The sequence below is a fragment of the Pseudomonas sp. GW821-FHT03C07 genome (genome assembly GCF_059420925.1).
Genome location: NZ_JBWKUQ010000005.1, coordinates 360789 through 375005, shown reverse-complemented (window position 1 = coordinate 375005; position 14217 = coordinate 360789). Strand labels below are relative to the sequence as shown.

General features: G+C 61.1%; 12 protein-coding genes and 1 pseudogene. 3 read left to right on the top strand and 10 right to left on the bottom strand.

Annotated elements, in window-relative coordinates; translation table 11 throughout:
- Positions 1–160: 160 nt before the first annotated feature.
- From AC07VG_RS13415 to AC07VG_RS13390, 6 genes and pseudogenes are all read right to left on the bottom strand, one after another.
- Positions 161–1024, bottom strand: coding sequence for a methyl-accepting chemotaxis protein (locus AC07VG_RS13415; protein ID WP_495002235.1), 864 nt, complete (start codon positions 1022–1024; stop codon positions 161–163).
- A pseudogene (locus AC07VG_RS13410) lies at positions 1019–1771 on the bottom strand (MCP four helix bundle domain-containing protein); the annotation flags it as partial. The pseudogene AC07VG_RS13410 and the gene AC07VG_RS13415, both read right to left, overlap by 6 nt.
- A gap of 354 nt (positions 1772–2125) precedes the next feature.
- On the bottom strand, positions 2126–3205 hold the full coding sequence (locus tag AC07VG_RS13405) for a polyamine ABC transporter substrate-binding protein (protein ID WP_495021328.1): 1080 nt from the start codon (positions 3203–3205) through the stop codon (positions 2126–2128).
- Positions 3206–3255: 50 nt separating this feature from the next.
- Entirely contained in the window at positions 3256–3597 is a 342-nt protein-coding gene (locus AC07VG_RS13400; RefSeq protein ID WP_495002189.1) for a cupin domain-containing protein, read from the bottom strand.
- A gap of 43 nt (positions 3598–3640) precedes the next feature.
- Positions 3641–5047: an NAD(P)/FAD-dependent oxidoreductase gene (locus AC07VG_RS13395; RefSeq protein WP_495021327.1), complete on the bottom strand. Its 1407-nt coding sequence runs from the start codon at positions 5045–5047 to the stop codon at positions 3641–3643.
- Between the two features lie 49 nt (positions 5048–5096).
- Positions 5097–5912 carry an AraC family transcriptional regulator gene (locus AC07VG_RS13390; protein ID WP_495021326.1) on the bottom strand — a complete coding sequence of 272 codons (816 nt, stop codon included), beginning with the start codon at positions 5910–5912 and terminating at the stop codon, positions 5097–5099.
- Positions 5913–6085: 173 nt separating this feature from the next.
- On the opposite strand from AC07VG_RS13390, the gene AC07VG_RS13385 reads away from it, so the two are divergent.
- Positions 6086–6376, top strand: coding sequence for a DUF1652 domain-containing protein (locus AC07VG_RS13385; RefSeq protein ID WP_495002186.1), 291 nt, complete (start codon positions 6086–6088; stop codon positions 6374–6376).
- A gap of 136 nt (positions 6377–6512) precedes the next feature.
- Here the strand turns inward: AC07VG_RS13385 and AC07VG_RS13380 are convergent, their stop codons facing one another.
- Positions 6513–8978, bottom strand: a complete 2466-nt coding sequence (locus AC07VG_RS13380; RefSeq protein ID WP_495021325.1) for a UvrD-helicase domain-containing protein — start codon at positions 8976–8978, stop codon at positions 6513–6515.
- Between the two features lie 271 nt (positions 8979–9249).
- Here AC07VG_RS13380 and AC07VG_RS13375 point away from each other — a divergent pair, with 271 nt between their 5' ends.
- Positions 9250–9948: a pirin family protein gene (locus tag AC07VG_RS13375; RefSeq protein ID WP_495002184.1), complete on the top strand. Its 699-nt coding sequence runs from the start codon at positions 9250–9252 to the stop codon at positions 9946–9948.
- Positions 9949–10108: 160 nt separating this feature from the next.
- Here the strand turns inward: AC07VG_RS13375 and pgm are convergent, their stop codons facing one another.
- Positions 10109–11755, bottom strand: a complete 1647-nt coding sequence (gene pgm / locus AC07VG_RS13370; RefSeq protein WP_495002183.1) for a phosphoglucomutase (alpha-D-glucose-1,6-bisphosphate-dependent) — start codon at positions 11753–11755, stop codon at positions 10109–10111.
- Positions 11756–11920: 165 nt separating this feature from the next.
- On the bottom strand, positions 11921–12190 hold the full coding sequence (locus tag AC07VG_RS13365) for a DUF1652 domain-containing protein (protein ID WP_495002182.1): 270 nt from the start codon (positions 12188–12190) through the stop codon (positions 11921–11923).
- 425 nt (positions 12191–12615) lie between these two features.
- Here AC07VG_RS13365 and eco point away from each other — a divergent pair, with 425 nt between their 5' ends.
- Positions 12616–13098: a serine protease inhibitor ecotin gene (eco, locus tag AC07VG_RS13360; RefSeq protein WP_495002181.1), complete on the top strand. Its 483-nt coding sequence runs from the start codon at positions 12616–12618 to the stop codon at positions 13096–13098.
- Between the two features lie 11 nt (positions 13099–13109).
- Here the strand turns inward: eco and ilvA are convergent, their stop codons facing one another.
- Positions 13110–14141 carry a threonine ammonia-lyase, biosynthetic gene (gene ilvA, locus AC07VG_RS13355; RefSeq protein ID WP_495021324.1) on the bottom strand — a complete coding sequence of 344 codons (1032 nt, stop codon included), beginning with the start codon at positions 14139–14141 and terminating at the stop codon, positions 13110–13112.
- Positions 14142–14217: the final 76 nt, after the last annotated feature.

The window sequence follows — 14217 nt, the reverse complement described above, 5'->3', positions numbered from 1 at the left end:
TGGTGATGGGCCTTTTTTATTGTGCGCCAGGCATGGCGTGTAGCGCCGTGACTGGCGCTGTTCGGTTCACTGTGGTGGTGATTCGGACGATTATCTAAACGGCGTGTAGGAGCGGCATTCAATTGCTCGTGCCTACAGCACCGACACGCCCGATCAACAATCAGATCACGAATCTGGCGACCATCGAATTCAAATCCACCGCCAGACGCGACAGTTCATGACTGGCGGCGCTGGTTTGGTTGGCACCGGAGGCCGACTGGGAAGCCAGGTCGCGGATGTTCACCAGGTTGCGATCGACTTCACGCGACACCTGGGCCTGCTCTTCCGAGGCGCTGGCGATCACCAGGTTGCGTTCGTTGATCAGGTTGATGGATTGAGTGATCTGCTCCAGCGCCACACCGGCGGCACGGGCCATCTCCAGGGTGCTCTGGGTCCGCTGGTTGCTCTGCTGCATCGATTGCACGGCCTGGCCGGTGCCATTCTGGATCCCGGCAACCATTTGCTCGATTTCCTTGGTTGACTGCTGGGTGCGATGGGCCAGCGCCCGCACCTCATCGGCCACCACCGCAAAACCACGCCCGGCCTCACCGGCCCGCGCGGCTTCGATGGCGGCGTTGAGGGCCAGCAGGTTAGTCTGTTCGGCAATGGCACGGATCACGTCCAACACCTGGCCGATGTCGCGGCCCTGGGTCGCCAGGCCTTCGATCAATACCGAAGTGTTTTGTACGTCCTGGGTCATGGCCTGGATCGCGCCCACCGTTTCCACCACCCGGTCGCGCCCTTCCCGTGCCGCCTGGTTGGACTGTTGCGAAGCTTCGGAGGTCGACACCGCATTGCGCGCCACTTCTTCCACCGCACTGGTCATTTCGTTGACCGCCGTGGCCGCCTGCTCGATCTCGTTGTTCTGTTGCTGCAGCCCACGGGACGCCTCTTCGGTCACCGCGCTGAGCTCTTCGGCCGCCGATGCCAACTGGGTGGCCGAACCGGAAATCTGTTCGATGGTCTTGCGCAGATTACCTTGCATCGCCGACAAGGCACTGAGCAAACGCGCCGGCTCATCCTTGCCCTCGATGACAATGGCTTTGGTCAGGTTACCGCCGGCAATGGTTTCAGCCGCCTCGACCGCCTTGTTCAGTGGCACGACGATGCTGCGGGTCAACAACCAGGCCAAGAGCACGGTCATCAGCGCCGCCAGCACCGAGACCAGAATAATGCCGAAACTGGCATTGCTGTATTGCTCGCCGGCCAGCGCCGACGCGGCCACGGCCCCGGCCTTGTTGATCTCCACCAACTGGTTGAGCTGCACGCCCATCAGGTCCGTACCGGCCTTGATCTGGTTGTTGATCAGGTTACGCATCTCCTCGACCTTGTCCTGGCGTGACAGCAGCAGCATCTGGCCCTGGTCCCGGAGATAGGTATCGAGCGTCGCGGCGAACTCCTTGTACTTGGCCAACTCCTCCCCATCCGCTGGCAGATCGGCGTAACTCTTCACGTCCTTGCGAACTTTGTCCACCAGCGCCGCGATACGTGTTTCGGAGTCCTGCAAGGCGGCGGGCTCTCGGTTGACCAGCACGCGAAAGGACAGAATACGCATACGCAGGACATCTTCGAGCGCATTGCCCAGATACCCCACGCTGGGCAGTTGATTGGTTTCCATGTCGATGGACGCCTGACGAATCACTGTCATGCGGGTCTGGGAAAAGACCCCCAGCACAATCACCAGTAATGCAATAAATGCAAAACCGAGAAAGGCGCGAGGGGCGATATTCATATTTCGGAGGGACATGGGCTGCTCTCTATAGACGTGAGGACTATTAGCTTCCATGCCGGAGACGTGCCGGATAGCAAAAGGCCATACCGACAGTGCTGGCGCCACTCTTCTTATCGACGGTGGGCTTGAACTGATTATCGGCACGAGCCGGGATTTTATTCAGGGGGAAATGAAAAATATTTTAGTTTATGAATAGCCTGCGAATAAGTGCTTCGCTATTGATACACGCAATGTCATTCATACTTTATGATAGTAGCCATGCGCTACTATCTGTACATAGATGTACAAAGTGGCCGCAAAAACAACGTGTGGGAGCATTGGACTCCCACAAGCGGATCACGGAATTGTAGCGAATCATTCGCCCGTCTTGATCTTGCTCCACAGCCGTGTACGAACCCGGTCGATATTCAGCGGCATCGCTTCCAGGGCAAACAGCTTGCCCATCATTTCCGGGCTCGGGTAAACCTTGGTATCGGCCTTTAGCACCGGGTCCACCAGGGCATCGGCCGCCGCATTGCCGTTGGCATACTTCACATAGTTACTGATGCTGGCCATCACCTCCGGGCGCAGCAGGTAGTTCATAAAGGCATAGCCGGCCTTTTCATCCGGGGCATCGGCCGGCATGGCCACCATGTCGAACCAGATGGCGGCGCCTTCCTTGGGAATCGAGTAACCGATATTAATACCGTTCTTCGCTTCCTTGGCCCGACTCTCGGCTTGCAGGATATCGCCGGAGAAACCGACTGCAACGCAGATATCGCCGTTGGCCAGGTCACTGACGTACTTGGAAGAATGGAAGTAAGCCACATAGGGACGTACTTTCATCAGCAAGGCTTCGGCTTTTTTATAGTCCGCCGGATTCTTGCTGTGATGCGGCAGGTGCAAGTAATTCAAGGCCGCCGGTAGCAACTCCGGGCCATTGTCGAGTATCGCCACCCCACACTTCTGCAGCTTCTGCATATTCTCGGGCTTGAAGATCAAATCCCAAGAGTCCAGCGGCGCATTGTCGCCAAGGGCTGCCTTGACCTTGTCGATGTTGTAGCCGATGCCCGTGCTGCCCCACAGGTACGGGAAACCATGCTCATTGCCAGGATCGTTGACCTCAAGCGCCTTGAGCAACGCCGGGTTGAGGTTCTTCCAGTTTGGCAGTTGGCGCTTGTCGAGTTTTTTCAGCGCACCGCCCTCGATCTGCCGGGCCATGAAGTGGTTGGACGGAAACACCACATCGTAGCCGGACTTGCCGGTCATCAACTTGCCATCCAGGGTTTCGTTGCTGTCATAGACGTCATAGCTGAAGCCGATCCCGGTATCCGCCTGGAAGTTCTTCGTGGTATCCGGGCCGATATACTCCGACCAGTTAAAGATCTTGACGGTCTCGGCCGCCTGGCCGAGGGACGCGACCAGCATCAAGGGAGCAAGGGACATGCGGATCATGAGTCGATTCCTGTGTGAGTTTTTGTTGGCAGGTTCGGGCGATCAGAGGATCAGAAAATCAGCACATAGGTCTTGCGCACGGTTTCCTGGATATCCCAGATTCCGCAGCTGTTGGCCGGCAACATCAGTGCATCGCCGGCTTCTATTTGTAAGGGCTCGCCGTGGTCCGGGGTGAAGGTGCAGCGCCCCTGGATAAAGTGACAGAACTCCTGGGCGACGATCTGCCGCCGCCAGCGACCGGGGGTGCATTCCCAGACCCCGGTTTCGACGCCATCGTCGCGCTCGACGCAGGTGACCGAGGCCACTGAAACCGGCTCGCCGAGGGGCACCGCCACCGGGTTGGAAACCTCGAGGACGGCAGTCGCGGTGTGCTTGAATTGTGTAATGCTCATAGGCTTGATCCCACGGGTGGATGAGCCGGCGCCCAGGCGCCGGTTACTGCATGAAACCTTCCATGAACCCGGCCACGCCGCTCGCCAGCTTGCGCCGCCAGGGCGCTGTGTTGGGGTTGGCGAGGGTCTGGTCCTCATGGACAAAGCTGCGGATGATCGCGTTGTAACCCAGCCAGCGGCAGGGTTCCGGCTCCCAGGCCTTCAGCGCCTGGAGACCGCCCTCGCGGATCACCCAGGGTTGCCGGACCCGCTCGCTGTCCTGTTCGAGGATCAGGTCGGCCAGGGTTTGCCCGCCCAGTTGGCTGGCACCCACGCCCTCGCCGCCGTAACCGCCGGCCAGGGCGAGGCCATTGGCGCGGTCGCAGAGCATGTGCGGCTGGAAGCGTCGCGACATGCCCAGGTTGCCGCCCCAGGAATGGCTGATGCGGACCTTCTTCAGTTGCGGGAACAGTTCGCCGAACAGGTAGCGACGCAATTCGATTTCGCTGTCGGTGAGGTCGAAGTCGTGCCGGAGCCGACCGGCAAAGCGATAGCCACCGCGGGCACCGAAGATCAGCCGGTTGTCCGCCGAGCGCTGGCCGTAGGTGACCTGGCGACTGCTCTCGCTGAAAGCCTGGCCCTGGCTGAGGCCGATTTCGTCCCAGGTCGCCTCGGACAAAGGTTCGGTAGCCACCAGCAGGCTTTGTACCGGCAGTTGATAGCGGCCCAGGGGCGGCAACGTCACCGAGTAGCCTTCCACGGCCGGAACCACCCAGCGACTGCGGATCTGTGCCTGGGCGGTGCGCAAGCCACCTGAACGCCAGTCGGTCACCGGGCTGTTTTCGAAGATCCGCACCCCCAGGCGCTCGACGGCCCGCGCCAGGCCGCGCACCAGTTTCGCCGGCTGGATGGTGGCGACATGGGGGGCATGAATGCCCCCGTAGGGTCGGGCGAGGCGAATCTGCCGGGCCAATTGCTCGGGGTTCAGCCAGCAGTAGTCGCTCTCGTTGAGACCTTGTTGGTAGAGTTTGTCCAGGTAGGCCCGCAGACTATGTTCCTGCTCGGGGTAACGCGCGGCGCAGTACAGCACGCCCCCTTTGCGGTAGTCGCAGTCGATGCCCTCGCGATCGATAACCCGCTTCACCTCGTCGGGAATGCCATGCAACAAGTCGAAGGAGGCCCGCCGCTGTTCGGGCGACAGCCCGGCCAGCAGGCGCTCTTCGCCCAGCAGATTGCCCATCACCCAGCCGCCGTTGCGCCCCGAAGCGCCGAAACCGGCGGTCTGTGCCTCGAGGATCACCACGTTCAATGCCGGGGATTGGCGCTTGAGGTAATACGCGGTCCAGAGCCCGGTGTAACCGGCGCCGACAATGGCCACGTCGACATCCAGGTCCTGCTCCAGGGACGCACGGGGCGTCAGCGGCTCATCGAGCTGATCCATCCATAAACTGATATTGCGCCATGCCGGCATTCCAGACTCCACAACCCGTAACAGATGGCTGCGATCCTAGTGCCAGCACTCAGAGGCTGTCTTGCGCGCGTGCCCGCAGAGAAATTTGCCGGGCATAAGCCTTGGGCGACAGGCCGGTGTGCTCGCGAAAGCACTTGTAGAAGGCCGACAGGGAATTGAACCCGGCGGCGAACGCCAGTTCGTCGACACGGACCGGTGGCGCGGCCTTGTCCAGCGCCGTCAGCAGGTGCTGCAAGCGCGCCTGGTTGACGTAGCGGTAGAAACTCTGGCCGAGCACCTGATTGAGCAGATAGGAAATCTGATTGCGGCTGTAACCGCATTCCTTGGCCACCCGCTGCAGGTCCAGGTCGGGATCCAGGTAGGCTTGCTGGCGCTGGAAATACTGTTGCAGGTCGGCGGCCATAAAGCTCAGTTGCCGCGGCGACAACCCCAGGCGACTGGCCGCCGCGCGCAGACCGCCGGTGGTTTCGCGGGTGACCTGCTCCCGCACCAGGGAGGCGTACTCATTGACGCGCCAGATCAGGCCGTCACGCACGGTGATTGCCTCGCTGGAACGAAACGACACCAGGCCCTGGCCGCCACGCAGGGTGGTCTGGTACTGGATAAAGGCGGTGTTGCCATCCAGGCGGATGCGATCGCTGTGCTCCAGGGCCTCGTCCGATTCGCGCGGCATGCTCAGGCGCACGTATTCACGCAGTTCCGCGAGGCCCAGGACACGGTTCTGGAAGAAGTCGTGGTACTGGATCTCGGGGTGATAAAGCGCCATCACCCCGTCGAGGTCGCGGTGTTTCCAGCACAGGTGGTAACGCAGAACGGTTTCACCGGTCGCCCGGGTCTGCTGCGGGCCGTCATCGTCATCGGACATGGCGCACTCGAATCAAGATCTATAGACACAGATCAAGTTACACGAAAACAATCGCCGAACGGCTTGAAAAAACTCTCCTGCGTCCGCTGAACGGATGCTATTTTTAAGCCTCCTATTGGTGGCCGGACCATGAGGTCCAGCCGTTCCTACCCGCGAGCAAAAGGAAGCGCTCAATGAAACAGGTGGGCGACATGAATAAAGTCTTCAGCAAGGTGACCTTCCCCAACGCTTGCCAACTGATGCGCTGGCATTTTCATCCCATGGGCTTCGAAGCCAGCATGGACGCACCGGGCAGCATGATCGCCCGGTTGTTCGACCGGGCCAGTGGCGAGACGCTGATCGCCATCGCCGGTATTCCTTGTGCCACAGTGATGAATGCCGCCGATGTCGAGCGAATCATCGAGGCGGTTGAGGATGAGCTTGAATCCTTCGTGCCACCCATGAGCCTGCGGGCCGTCAACTGACTCAGGCGGCCAAGAGCAAACACCCAACCTTGTGGGAGCGGAGCTTGCCCGCGAAGCTTTTAGCGTTCTCACGGACGCCTTCGCGGGCAAGCTCCGCTCCCACAGTTTCAATATTCCATCTACCGCCGCGCAACCTTCAGGGCTTGACCCGCAAATCAGCGAAAAACGCCTTGTCCGGCGCAATCCGATCCGAGGCCTTCGGCCCGTTCGCGGCCTGGCCATCCTGCCCATCCAGATACCAGTAACAGTGCTTCACCGCCCGGGTAATACCGACGTAGGCCAACCGCAGGATTTCGTCCTTCTGCGCGTTGTCGTAGGCCTCCGCATCGCCATCGTCGCCCAGCCCGGCCATGCGATAGACTTGATTCTTGTAGGGTGAACGGGTCAGGTGCAGGCAGTCGCCCAGCAGGAACACCACATCGGCCTGCAACCCCTTGGCGCTGTGATAGGTCAATTGCTTGAGCCGGCGCTGCTCGACAGGCAAACTAGAATCAACATTAACCACAGATAAAATATGCTCATTAATCAGTAACTTATCGCTACTTTTTCGAAATAACATCAAGATACTTTCACCGCGCCGATAGTGTTCCTCCAAGCGCTTGGCCAGACCGGCATCGTCACGATCCAGCACATTGACCGGCCACAGCACCTTCGGCGCCCCGCCGGCCCTGGCCTTTTTCCCGGCAATCGCCGGTGCCGCGCGGACGATATGCTCGGCGGCATCGATAATGTGCTGGTGGCTGCGATAATTATCGCTGAGCATGACCCGGGTCGTCCCTGGCGACGGGAACTGTTTAGTGAACTCCATGAAGTACTTGGGTGAACTGCCGCGCCAGCCATAAATCGATTGCCAGTCATCGCCCACGCACAACAGTGACGAATGCCGGGCCGCCCGACCCACCTGCAGCGCCGGACCGCGCCGACGGATTTCCCGCAGGCTGGCCCGTAGCCAGGAGACGATCTGCGGCGAAACGTCCTGGAACTCGTCGATCATCAGGTGCGACAACGGTCGCAACAGCTCGTCGCTGAGCAGCGTCTGGTTTTCCGGGGTGTTTTCGCCGAACAGCGAGAACATGCGGTTATAGGTCATGATCGGTGGCGACTGGGCCAACAGATGGGTTTCCAGGGCCTTCCAGAACAGGCTCAGGGCTTCGAAGAAGAAACGGTCCGGATCGTCCTGGGCGAAACTCATTCGCGCCACAGCGGCGGGTACATCCAGGCCCAGGTTCTCGATAAAGCCGGCGGCCATCACAAAACAGTCGAGCAGTGGCGCCGACGCCAGCTCACCCTTGACCTTGTAATCGAAGCCAGGGCCGGCCGTGGCATCCCCGGCCAGGGATGAAAGAACACACTTGGCTGACTCATAGCTTTCCAACCATATCAATGGTTTACGACAGAAAGCTTGAAACAGGGTGCGCTTTACCGCCCATTCGGCGCGCACTGTCAGCTTGGACCCGGGACGGCTGATCTGCGGGCTCTCCCGAGGATCGAAGCCGAGCACCACCCACGCCTCCAGCTCAGCGATGTAACCGTGGCAATGGAACGCCGAACCGTTGATCTCGATGACCTGGCGGTCCGGTTCAATCCCGGCGATCGGCCAGGCCCCCGCGCGAAACCACAGGTCCTCCAGGGTATCGCACAGTTCCTCGTCGCGCTTGGACGCCAGCTCGGTGACCGCCATGCGCTTGCGCACATCCGGGTGGTCCTGATCCAGCTCGCGCAGTTGCAAGGCTTGTTTGTAGAGCGGCACCAGCACTTCGCGAAAGCGTGGATGATCCGTGTGCAAACGCTGATAGCAGGCGTTCAACTGCTGGCGCTGGGCGTCGTTGATCCGCAGGTCGAACGGGTTGCTGTCGGCGCCCTCATCGGTAAACAGGTCGCGTTCGCTGAGGTTCTCGAACGCTTGCAACTGGCCGAAGCCCGGCAGGCTGCGGACCATGGGCAGAATCCGCGAGTGAAAGGTGCGTACCACTTCACGGGCATCCCGGGGGCTGAGCCTATGTCCCCAGAGGCCCATGACTTCCACCAGCTTGGTCATGAAGTCCTTGCGCGACTCACGGGTAAAGGTCACCACGGTCATCGCATCCAGCTCGAAGCCCAGGTAGTGGGTCAGTAGCAGGATGCGCAGGACCAGCGAAGTCGACTTGCCAGCACCGGCGCCGGCAATCACCGCCGTCGAGGGTGTATCGCTGAAGATCATTTTCCATTGCGCGGCACTGGGCTGCGCGTGCGCAGGCAGGAGCCGGGCCACATCGGCCTTGATCCGCTTCTTCAATTCGGCCGTCAGCGGCAGTCGCCAGTCGTCGAACAGGTTATCGTCGACCCCCGGGGCGCGATGCTCCAGCGGCCGCGTATCGCGAATCAGCAGGACCTGGCGCCCCTCCTCCAGGCCGTCGCGCCGCCCTTCGTCATAACCGTACTCGACGCCCGCGCCATGACCACTACGAAAGCCATCGGCCTGCCCCTGCAACCAGGACGCTACGTGTTGGGCCCGCAGGCGACTCAGTCCGCCGCCCAGCAATCTGGCCAGCAGGCGCTTGAACAGGGGCAATTGAGCCAGGGAGGAAAGTTCGGCAGGCGGTTCGGGTGTCGGTGATGGCACGCTGACTCCAGGTAGGCGACGGTCTGGGCGAAAGGCCTATGGTCGCTCCATTGCGTCCTGAGTTCTAGTCAATTGCTTGCCGATCAGCCATTTAGGCGACGAACTGAAAGTCCAGGGAGAACTATAAACATCGAATAAACCGATTGCTTTAAGGCATTTTTTACGCTTTTTATCGATATCACTTTGATAGATGATCGTTGCCATCAACCATCGGTTACCGTCCTGCCCCGGCTCCTGCCGGCCCGTGACGAACCTGAACAGGAGAAGACTCATGCTGCAACTTCGACCCTTCAAGACCCTGGGCGGCGCTCATCACGGCTGGCTGGATGCGCACCACCACTTTTCGTTCGCCGAATACCATGACCCGCAGCGCATGAACTGGGGCAACCTGCGGGTCTGGAACGACGATGTGATCGCGCCCGGCACCGGCTTTCCAAAGCACCCGCACCGGGACATGGAAATCATCACCTACGTCCGTGAAGGCGCCATCAGCCACGAGGACAACCTCGGCAACAAGGGCCGCACCGAAGCCGGTGATGTCCAGGTCATGAGCGCCGGGACCGGGATCGCCCATAGCGAGTACAACCTGGAAGCGACGCCGACCAAGATCTTCCAGATCTGGGTCATTCCCAACGAGGCCGGCTCGGCACCGTCCTGGGGCGCCAAGCCGTTTCCCAAGGGCGAACGTGGCGAAGGCTTCGTCACCCTGGCCAGCGGCAAGGCCGGCGACGACCAGAGCCTGCGGATTCGCGCCGATGCCCGCCTGGTGGCGGCCAACCTGAAAGCCGGGGAAAGCGCCGAGTATCGTCTGGACAGCGGTCGGCGCGCCTACCTGGTACCGGCCACGGGGGTGATCGAGGTCAATGGCCTGCGGGCCGAAGCGCGCGACGGGGTCGCGGTGGCGGATGAGCAGGTGCTGCGGGTGACGGCCGTGCAGGACAGCGAAATCATCCTGGTGGATTTGGCCTGATTCGCTGATCGGCAAAGCAAAAAAGGGGTGAACGACAATCGTCGTTCACCCCTTTTTTACGCTGCAAACGCAATCAACTGTAGGCGCTGGCTTGCCAGCGATGACGGTGGTGAATGTCACATCGCAATCGCCGGCAAGCCGGCTCCTACAGAAACCCTGTTCAGTTCGGCGAAATCGCTCCATCCACCAGCACCTGTGCTTCTTCCACCAGGCGCTTGAGGTGATCGTCACCGATAAAGCTCTCGGCGTAGATCTTGTAGATGTCCTCGGTGCCCGAAGGACGCGCGGCGAACCAGCCGTTCTCGGTCATCACCTTCAACCCGCCGATCGCCTGGTCGTTGCCCGGTGCATGGCTGAGGATGCGCTGAATCGCCTCGCCAGCCAGTTGCGTGGAGGTCACCTGTTCCGGTGCCAGCTTGCTCAGCAGGGCCTTCTGCGCCGGCGTGGCCTTGGCATCGACCCGAACCGAGAACGGCTCACCCAGTTCATCGGTCAGGCCACGATAGATCTGGCTCGGATCGCGGCCGGTGCGCGAGGTCATTTCCGCCGCCAACAGGGCCGGAATCAAACCGTCCTTGTCGGTGGTCCAGACGCTGCCATCCTTGCGCAGGAACGAGGCCCCGGCGCTCTCCTCGCCACCAAAGCCGAGGGAGCCGTCGAACAGGCCGTCGGCGAACCACTTGAAGCCCACCGGCACTTCGTACAGGCGCCGGCCCAGGCGGGCCGCGACCCGATCGATCAGGCCGCTGCTGACCACAGTCTTGCCCACTGCCGCGTCGCTACGCCACTGCGGACGGTTCTGGAACAGGTAGTCGATGGACACGGCCAGGTAGTTGTTCGGCGCCAACAGGCCGCCGGAGGGGGTGACAATGCCGTGACGGTCATGGTCCGGGTCGCAGGCAAAGGCCACGTCGAAACGTTCTTTCAAGCCGATCAGGCCCTGCATCGCATGGCTGGAGGACGGGTCCATGCGAATCTTGCCGTCCCAGTCCACGCACATGAAGCGGAAGGTCGGGTCGACTTCGCGGTTGACCACTTCCAGGTTCAGTCGATAGTGCTCGGCAATCGCCGTCCAGTAACGCACCCCGGCCCCGCCCAGCGGATCCACACCCAGGCGCAGGTCGGAGGCGCGGATGGCGTCGAGGTCGATGACATTGATCAGGTCGGCCACGTAGGTATTGAGGTAATCGTAGCGATGGGTGGTGCTGGCCTTGAGCGCCTGCTCGTAGCTCACGCGCTTCACGCCGGCCAGGCGGTTGCCCAGCAGTTCGTTGGCCTTGGCCTCGATCCACTTGGTGACATGGGTGTCGGCCGGGCCGCCATTCGGCGGGTTGTACTTGAAGCCGCCGCTTTCCGGCGGGTTGTGGGACGGGGTGATGACCACACCGTCCGCCAGGCCCGCGGTGCGGCCGCGGTTGTAGCAGATGATCGCGTGGGACACCGCCGGTGTCGGCGTGTACTCGTCGCCGGCGGCGATCATGCTCTCTACGCCATTGGCAGCGAATACTTCCAACGCACTGGCGCCGGCCGGCGTGGACAGGGCGTGGGTGTCGATGCCGACAAACAGCGGACCATCGATCCCCTGGGCCTGGCGATACAGGCAGATGGCCTGGCTGATGGCCAGGACATGCCACTCGTTGAAACTCAGCTCGAACGAATTGCCGCGATGCCCGGAGGTGCCGAAGGCCACGCGTTGGGTGGAGATCGTCGCATCGGGCTGGCCGGTGTAATAGGCCGATACCAGTCGCGGAATATCAACCAGCAACTGTGCCGGTGCCGGCTTGCCCGCAAAAGGACTGAGTGTCATGCAAAACCTCTGGAGATGGATGGTACTGGGGGAAGACGCGCAGTTTACTGACAGTTCGACACTGACGTTAAGGGTTCTATCCGTTGGCGCGAAGATTTTCCATGCGACACGCGCTCCCCCGGTCGGGGAAGCGCGTGTCTGGGTGGGCGCAAATGAGACGGGGCGTTAGCGCGCCCGGGCTTTCATCTCGCCAAGCGCGGCGACCTGATGATTTTTCAGGTCATAACGCAGCTCTGCAATCAGGTCGGAAATGGCCCGGCTGCTATCAAGCGTCGAAGCCTGGATACCGGTGACCACCAAGTCCACCCGTTCGGATTTTCGGTCGAAGACTCTCACCGTCAACGACTCGTCAGCGCCGAGGCTGCATTGGCAGCGTGTGGGCAGGAAACTGCTCTCGATGATATTGCGTAGTTCCAACGTGGATAATACTTGCATGGCGACTCTCTCCTTTATGTGAGACGGCCAGGTCTTGGGCAGAACAGCCAGGGTTAGCCATTCACATCTGTGTTTCAGGCGGGCGCCCGGTCCAGCCATGGAGGACGACACCGAATTTAGATTAGGCCTTTTCACACCACTCGTTAAGGTTATTCGTCCGACAATCCGACACGGCGACAGTGCACACCGCGTGCTGAAACAAGATGAATTATTGTTTGCTGGAAAAATCAATGCGTTAAGGCGCTAATAGGCCCGCGTGCCAATGCAAAATGCATTAAATGCCTTCTAGGACCATACCGTTTGCCGGTATCGTGGCAAACGCCCCTGGCCTGGACAGGCATCCAACGCCAGTATCATTCGGCGCCGTGCCGCCACCGCATCCATCAAACGAGGGAGTCTCCCTCATGACAGGGCAACGAGAGCTCATGAATTCGACGACTATCGCCGCAACCTTGCTGCTGGCGCTAACCACCACCACTGGCGCGATCGCCGCCGACAAAGCCGACCTGGCGCCGTTCCCCAAGGCCGAGGACGGTTTCAGCCGTTCGGTCATCCGCGTGCCGAAGATGACCAAGGACGCCGATCACCGGGTCGAGATCATCGCTGGCAAGGTCATGCCCGTCGATTGCAACCCGAAACGCCTGGGCGGCAACCTCGACGAGAAAAACCTCGAGGGCTGGAGCTACGCCTATTACCGCCTGGAGAAAGTCACCGGGCCGATGTCCACCCTGATGGCCTGCCCGCCCGGCAGCAAGACGAAAAAAGACTTCGTCCCGGTGATCGGTGAAGGCTACATGCTGCGTTACAACAGCAAACTGCCATTGGTGATCTACGCCCCCGATGACCTCGAGATCCGTTACCGGATCTGGACACCGTCCAAGCTGGTCAAGCCCGCCAGCCGCGAATAACCGCTTCCGACTCACGCGGCCCCGCCCAGGGCCGCGCGTTCGGCAACATGGCGCAGACTGTCGAAGTTGATATTGGCCCCCGAGTTGATCGCCACCAGGGTCTGGCCATGTAGCCCATGGACCTCCACATACTGCTTGATGCCCGCCACCGCCAGCGCACCGGAAGGTTCGGTGATGGAGCGGGTATCGTCATAGATGTCCTTGATCGCGCTGCACAGCTGGTCGTTGCTGACGGTGATGACCTCGTCGACATACTGACGGCAGACTTCAAAGCCGTACGCACCGATTTGCGCCACCGCCACACCATCGGCAAAGGTCCCGACCTTGGGCAACACCACCCGCTCGCCGGCCCTTAGTGCAACTTGCAGACAGTTGGAGTGTTCCGACTCCACGCCGATGATGCGCACCTCTGGCCGCAGGTATTTGACATAGGCGGCGATACCGGCGATCAGCCCGCCACCACCGACCGGGACAAAGATCGCTGTCAGTGGCCCGGGATGTTGATTGAGCAACTCCATGGCCACGGTCCCCTGCCCCGCGATCACATCCGGATCGTCGAACGGTGAGACAAAGGTGTAACCATGCTCTTCGGCCAGTTGCAGGGCATGGGCCAGGGCAAACGGAAAACTTTCCCCGTGCAGCACCGCCGTGGCCTCGCGACTGCGCACCCCCTGCACTTTCAGCTCCGGTGTACTGGTCGGCATGACAATGGTCGCCTCGATCCCCAACGTCCGGGCCGCCAGGGCCACGCCCTGGGCATGATTACCCGCCGACGCCGTGACCACGCCACAGCGCCGCTGGGCTTCACTGAGCTGGACCAGTTTGTTGTAGGCCCCACGGATCTTGAACGAGAACGTCGGTTGCAGGTCTTCGCGCTTGAGCAGGATCTGATTGCCCAGGGCCAGGGACAGTGCCGGGGCCCCTTGCAGCGGCGTGCAGATCGCCAGGTCGTAGACCGGCGCGGCAAGGATCTTTCGTACATAGTCGCCAAGCAGGCGGCTATCGGTGGCAGGTTCCAGGCTGAGGCTGGCGGTGCTGGGCATGGCGGTCTCCGGGTGATCGGTTGGCCTCGGAGACAGAAACAAAAAACCCGCCTCGGAGGCGGGTTTGGGTAACAGA

Excerpts from the sequence above, each read along its gene's own strand:
- AC07VG_RS13415 (WP_495002235.1), bottom strand. The coding sequence starts at position 1,024 with ATGCAAGGTAATCTGCGCAAGACCATCGAACAGATTTCCGGTTCGGCC.
- AC07VG_RS13405 (WP_495021328.1), bottom strand. The coding sequence starts at position 3,205 with ATGATCCGCATGTCCCTTGCTCCCTTGATGCTGGTCGCGTCCCTCGGC.
- AC07VG_RS13400 (WP_495002189.1), bottom strand. The coding sequence starts at position 3,597 with ATGAGCATTACACAATTCAAGCACACCGCGACTGCCGTCCTCGAGGTT.
- AC07VG_RS13395 (WP_495021327.1), bottom strand. The coding sequence starts at position 5,047 with ATGCCGGCATGGCGCAATATCAGTTTATGGATGGATCAGCTCGATGAG.
- AC07VG_RS13390 (WP_495021326.1), bottom strand. The coding sequence starts at position 5,912 with ATGTCCGATGACGATGACGGCCCGCAGCAGACCCGGGCGACCGGTGAA.
- AC07VG_RS13385 (WP_495002186.1), top strand. The coding sequence starts at position 6,086 with ATGAAACAGGTGGGCGACATGAATAAAGTCTTCAGCAAGGTGACCTTC.
- AC07VG_RS13375 (WP_495002184.1), top strand. The coding sequence starts at position 9,250 with ATGCTGCAACTTCGACCCTTCAAGACCCTGGGCGGCGCTCATCACGGC.
- pgm (WP_495002183.1), bottom strand. The coding sequence starts at position 11,755 with ATGACACTCAGTCCTTTTGCGGGCAAGCCGGCACCGGCACAGTTGCTG.
- AC07VG_RS13365 (WP_495002182.1), bottom strand. The coding sequence starts at position 12,190 with ATGCAAGTATTATCCACGTTGGAACTACGCAATATCATCGAGAGCAGT.
- eco (WP_495002181.1), top strand. The coding sequence starts at position 12,616 with ATGAATTCGACGACTATCGCCGCAACCTTGCTGCTGGCGCTAACCACC.
- ilvA (WP_495021324.1), bottom strand. The coding sequence starts at position 14,141 with ATGCCCAGCACCGCCAGCCTCAGCCTGGAACCTGCCACCGATAGCCGC.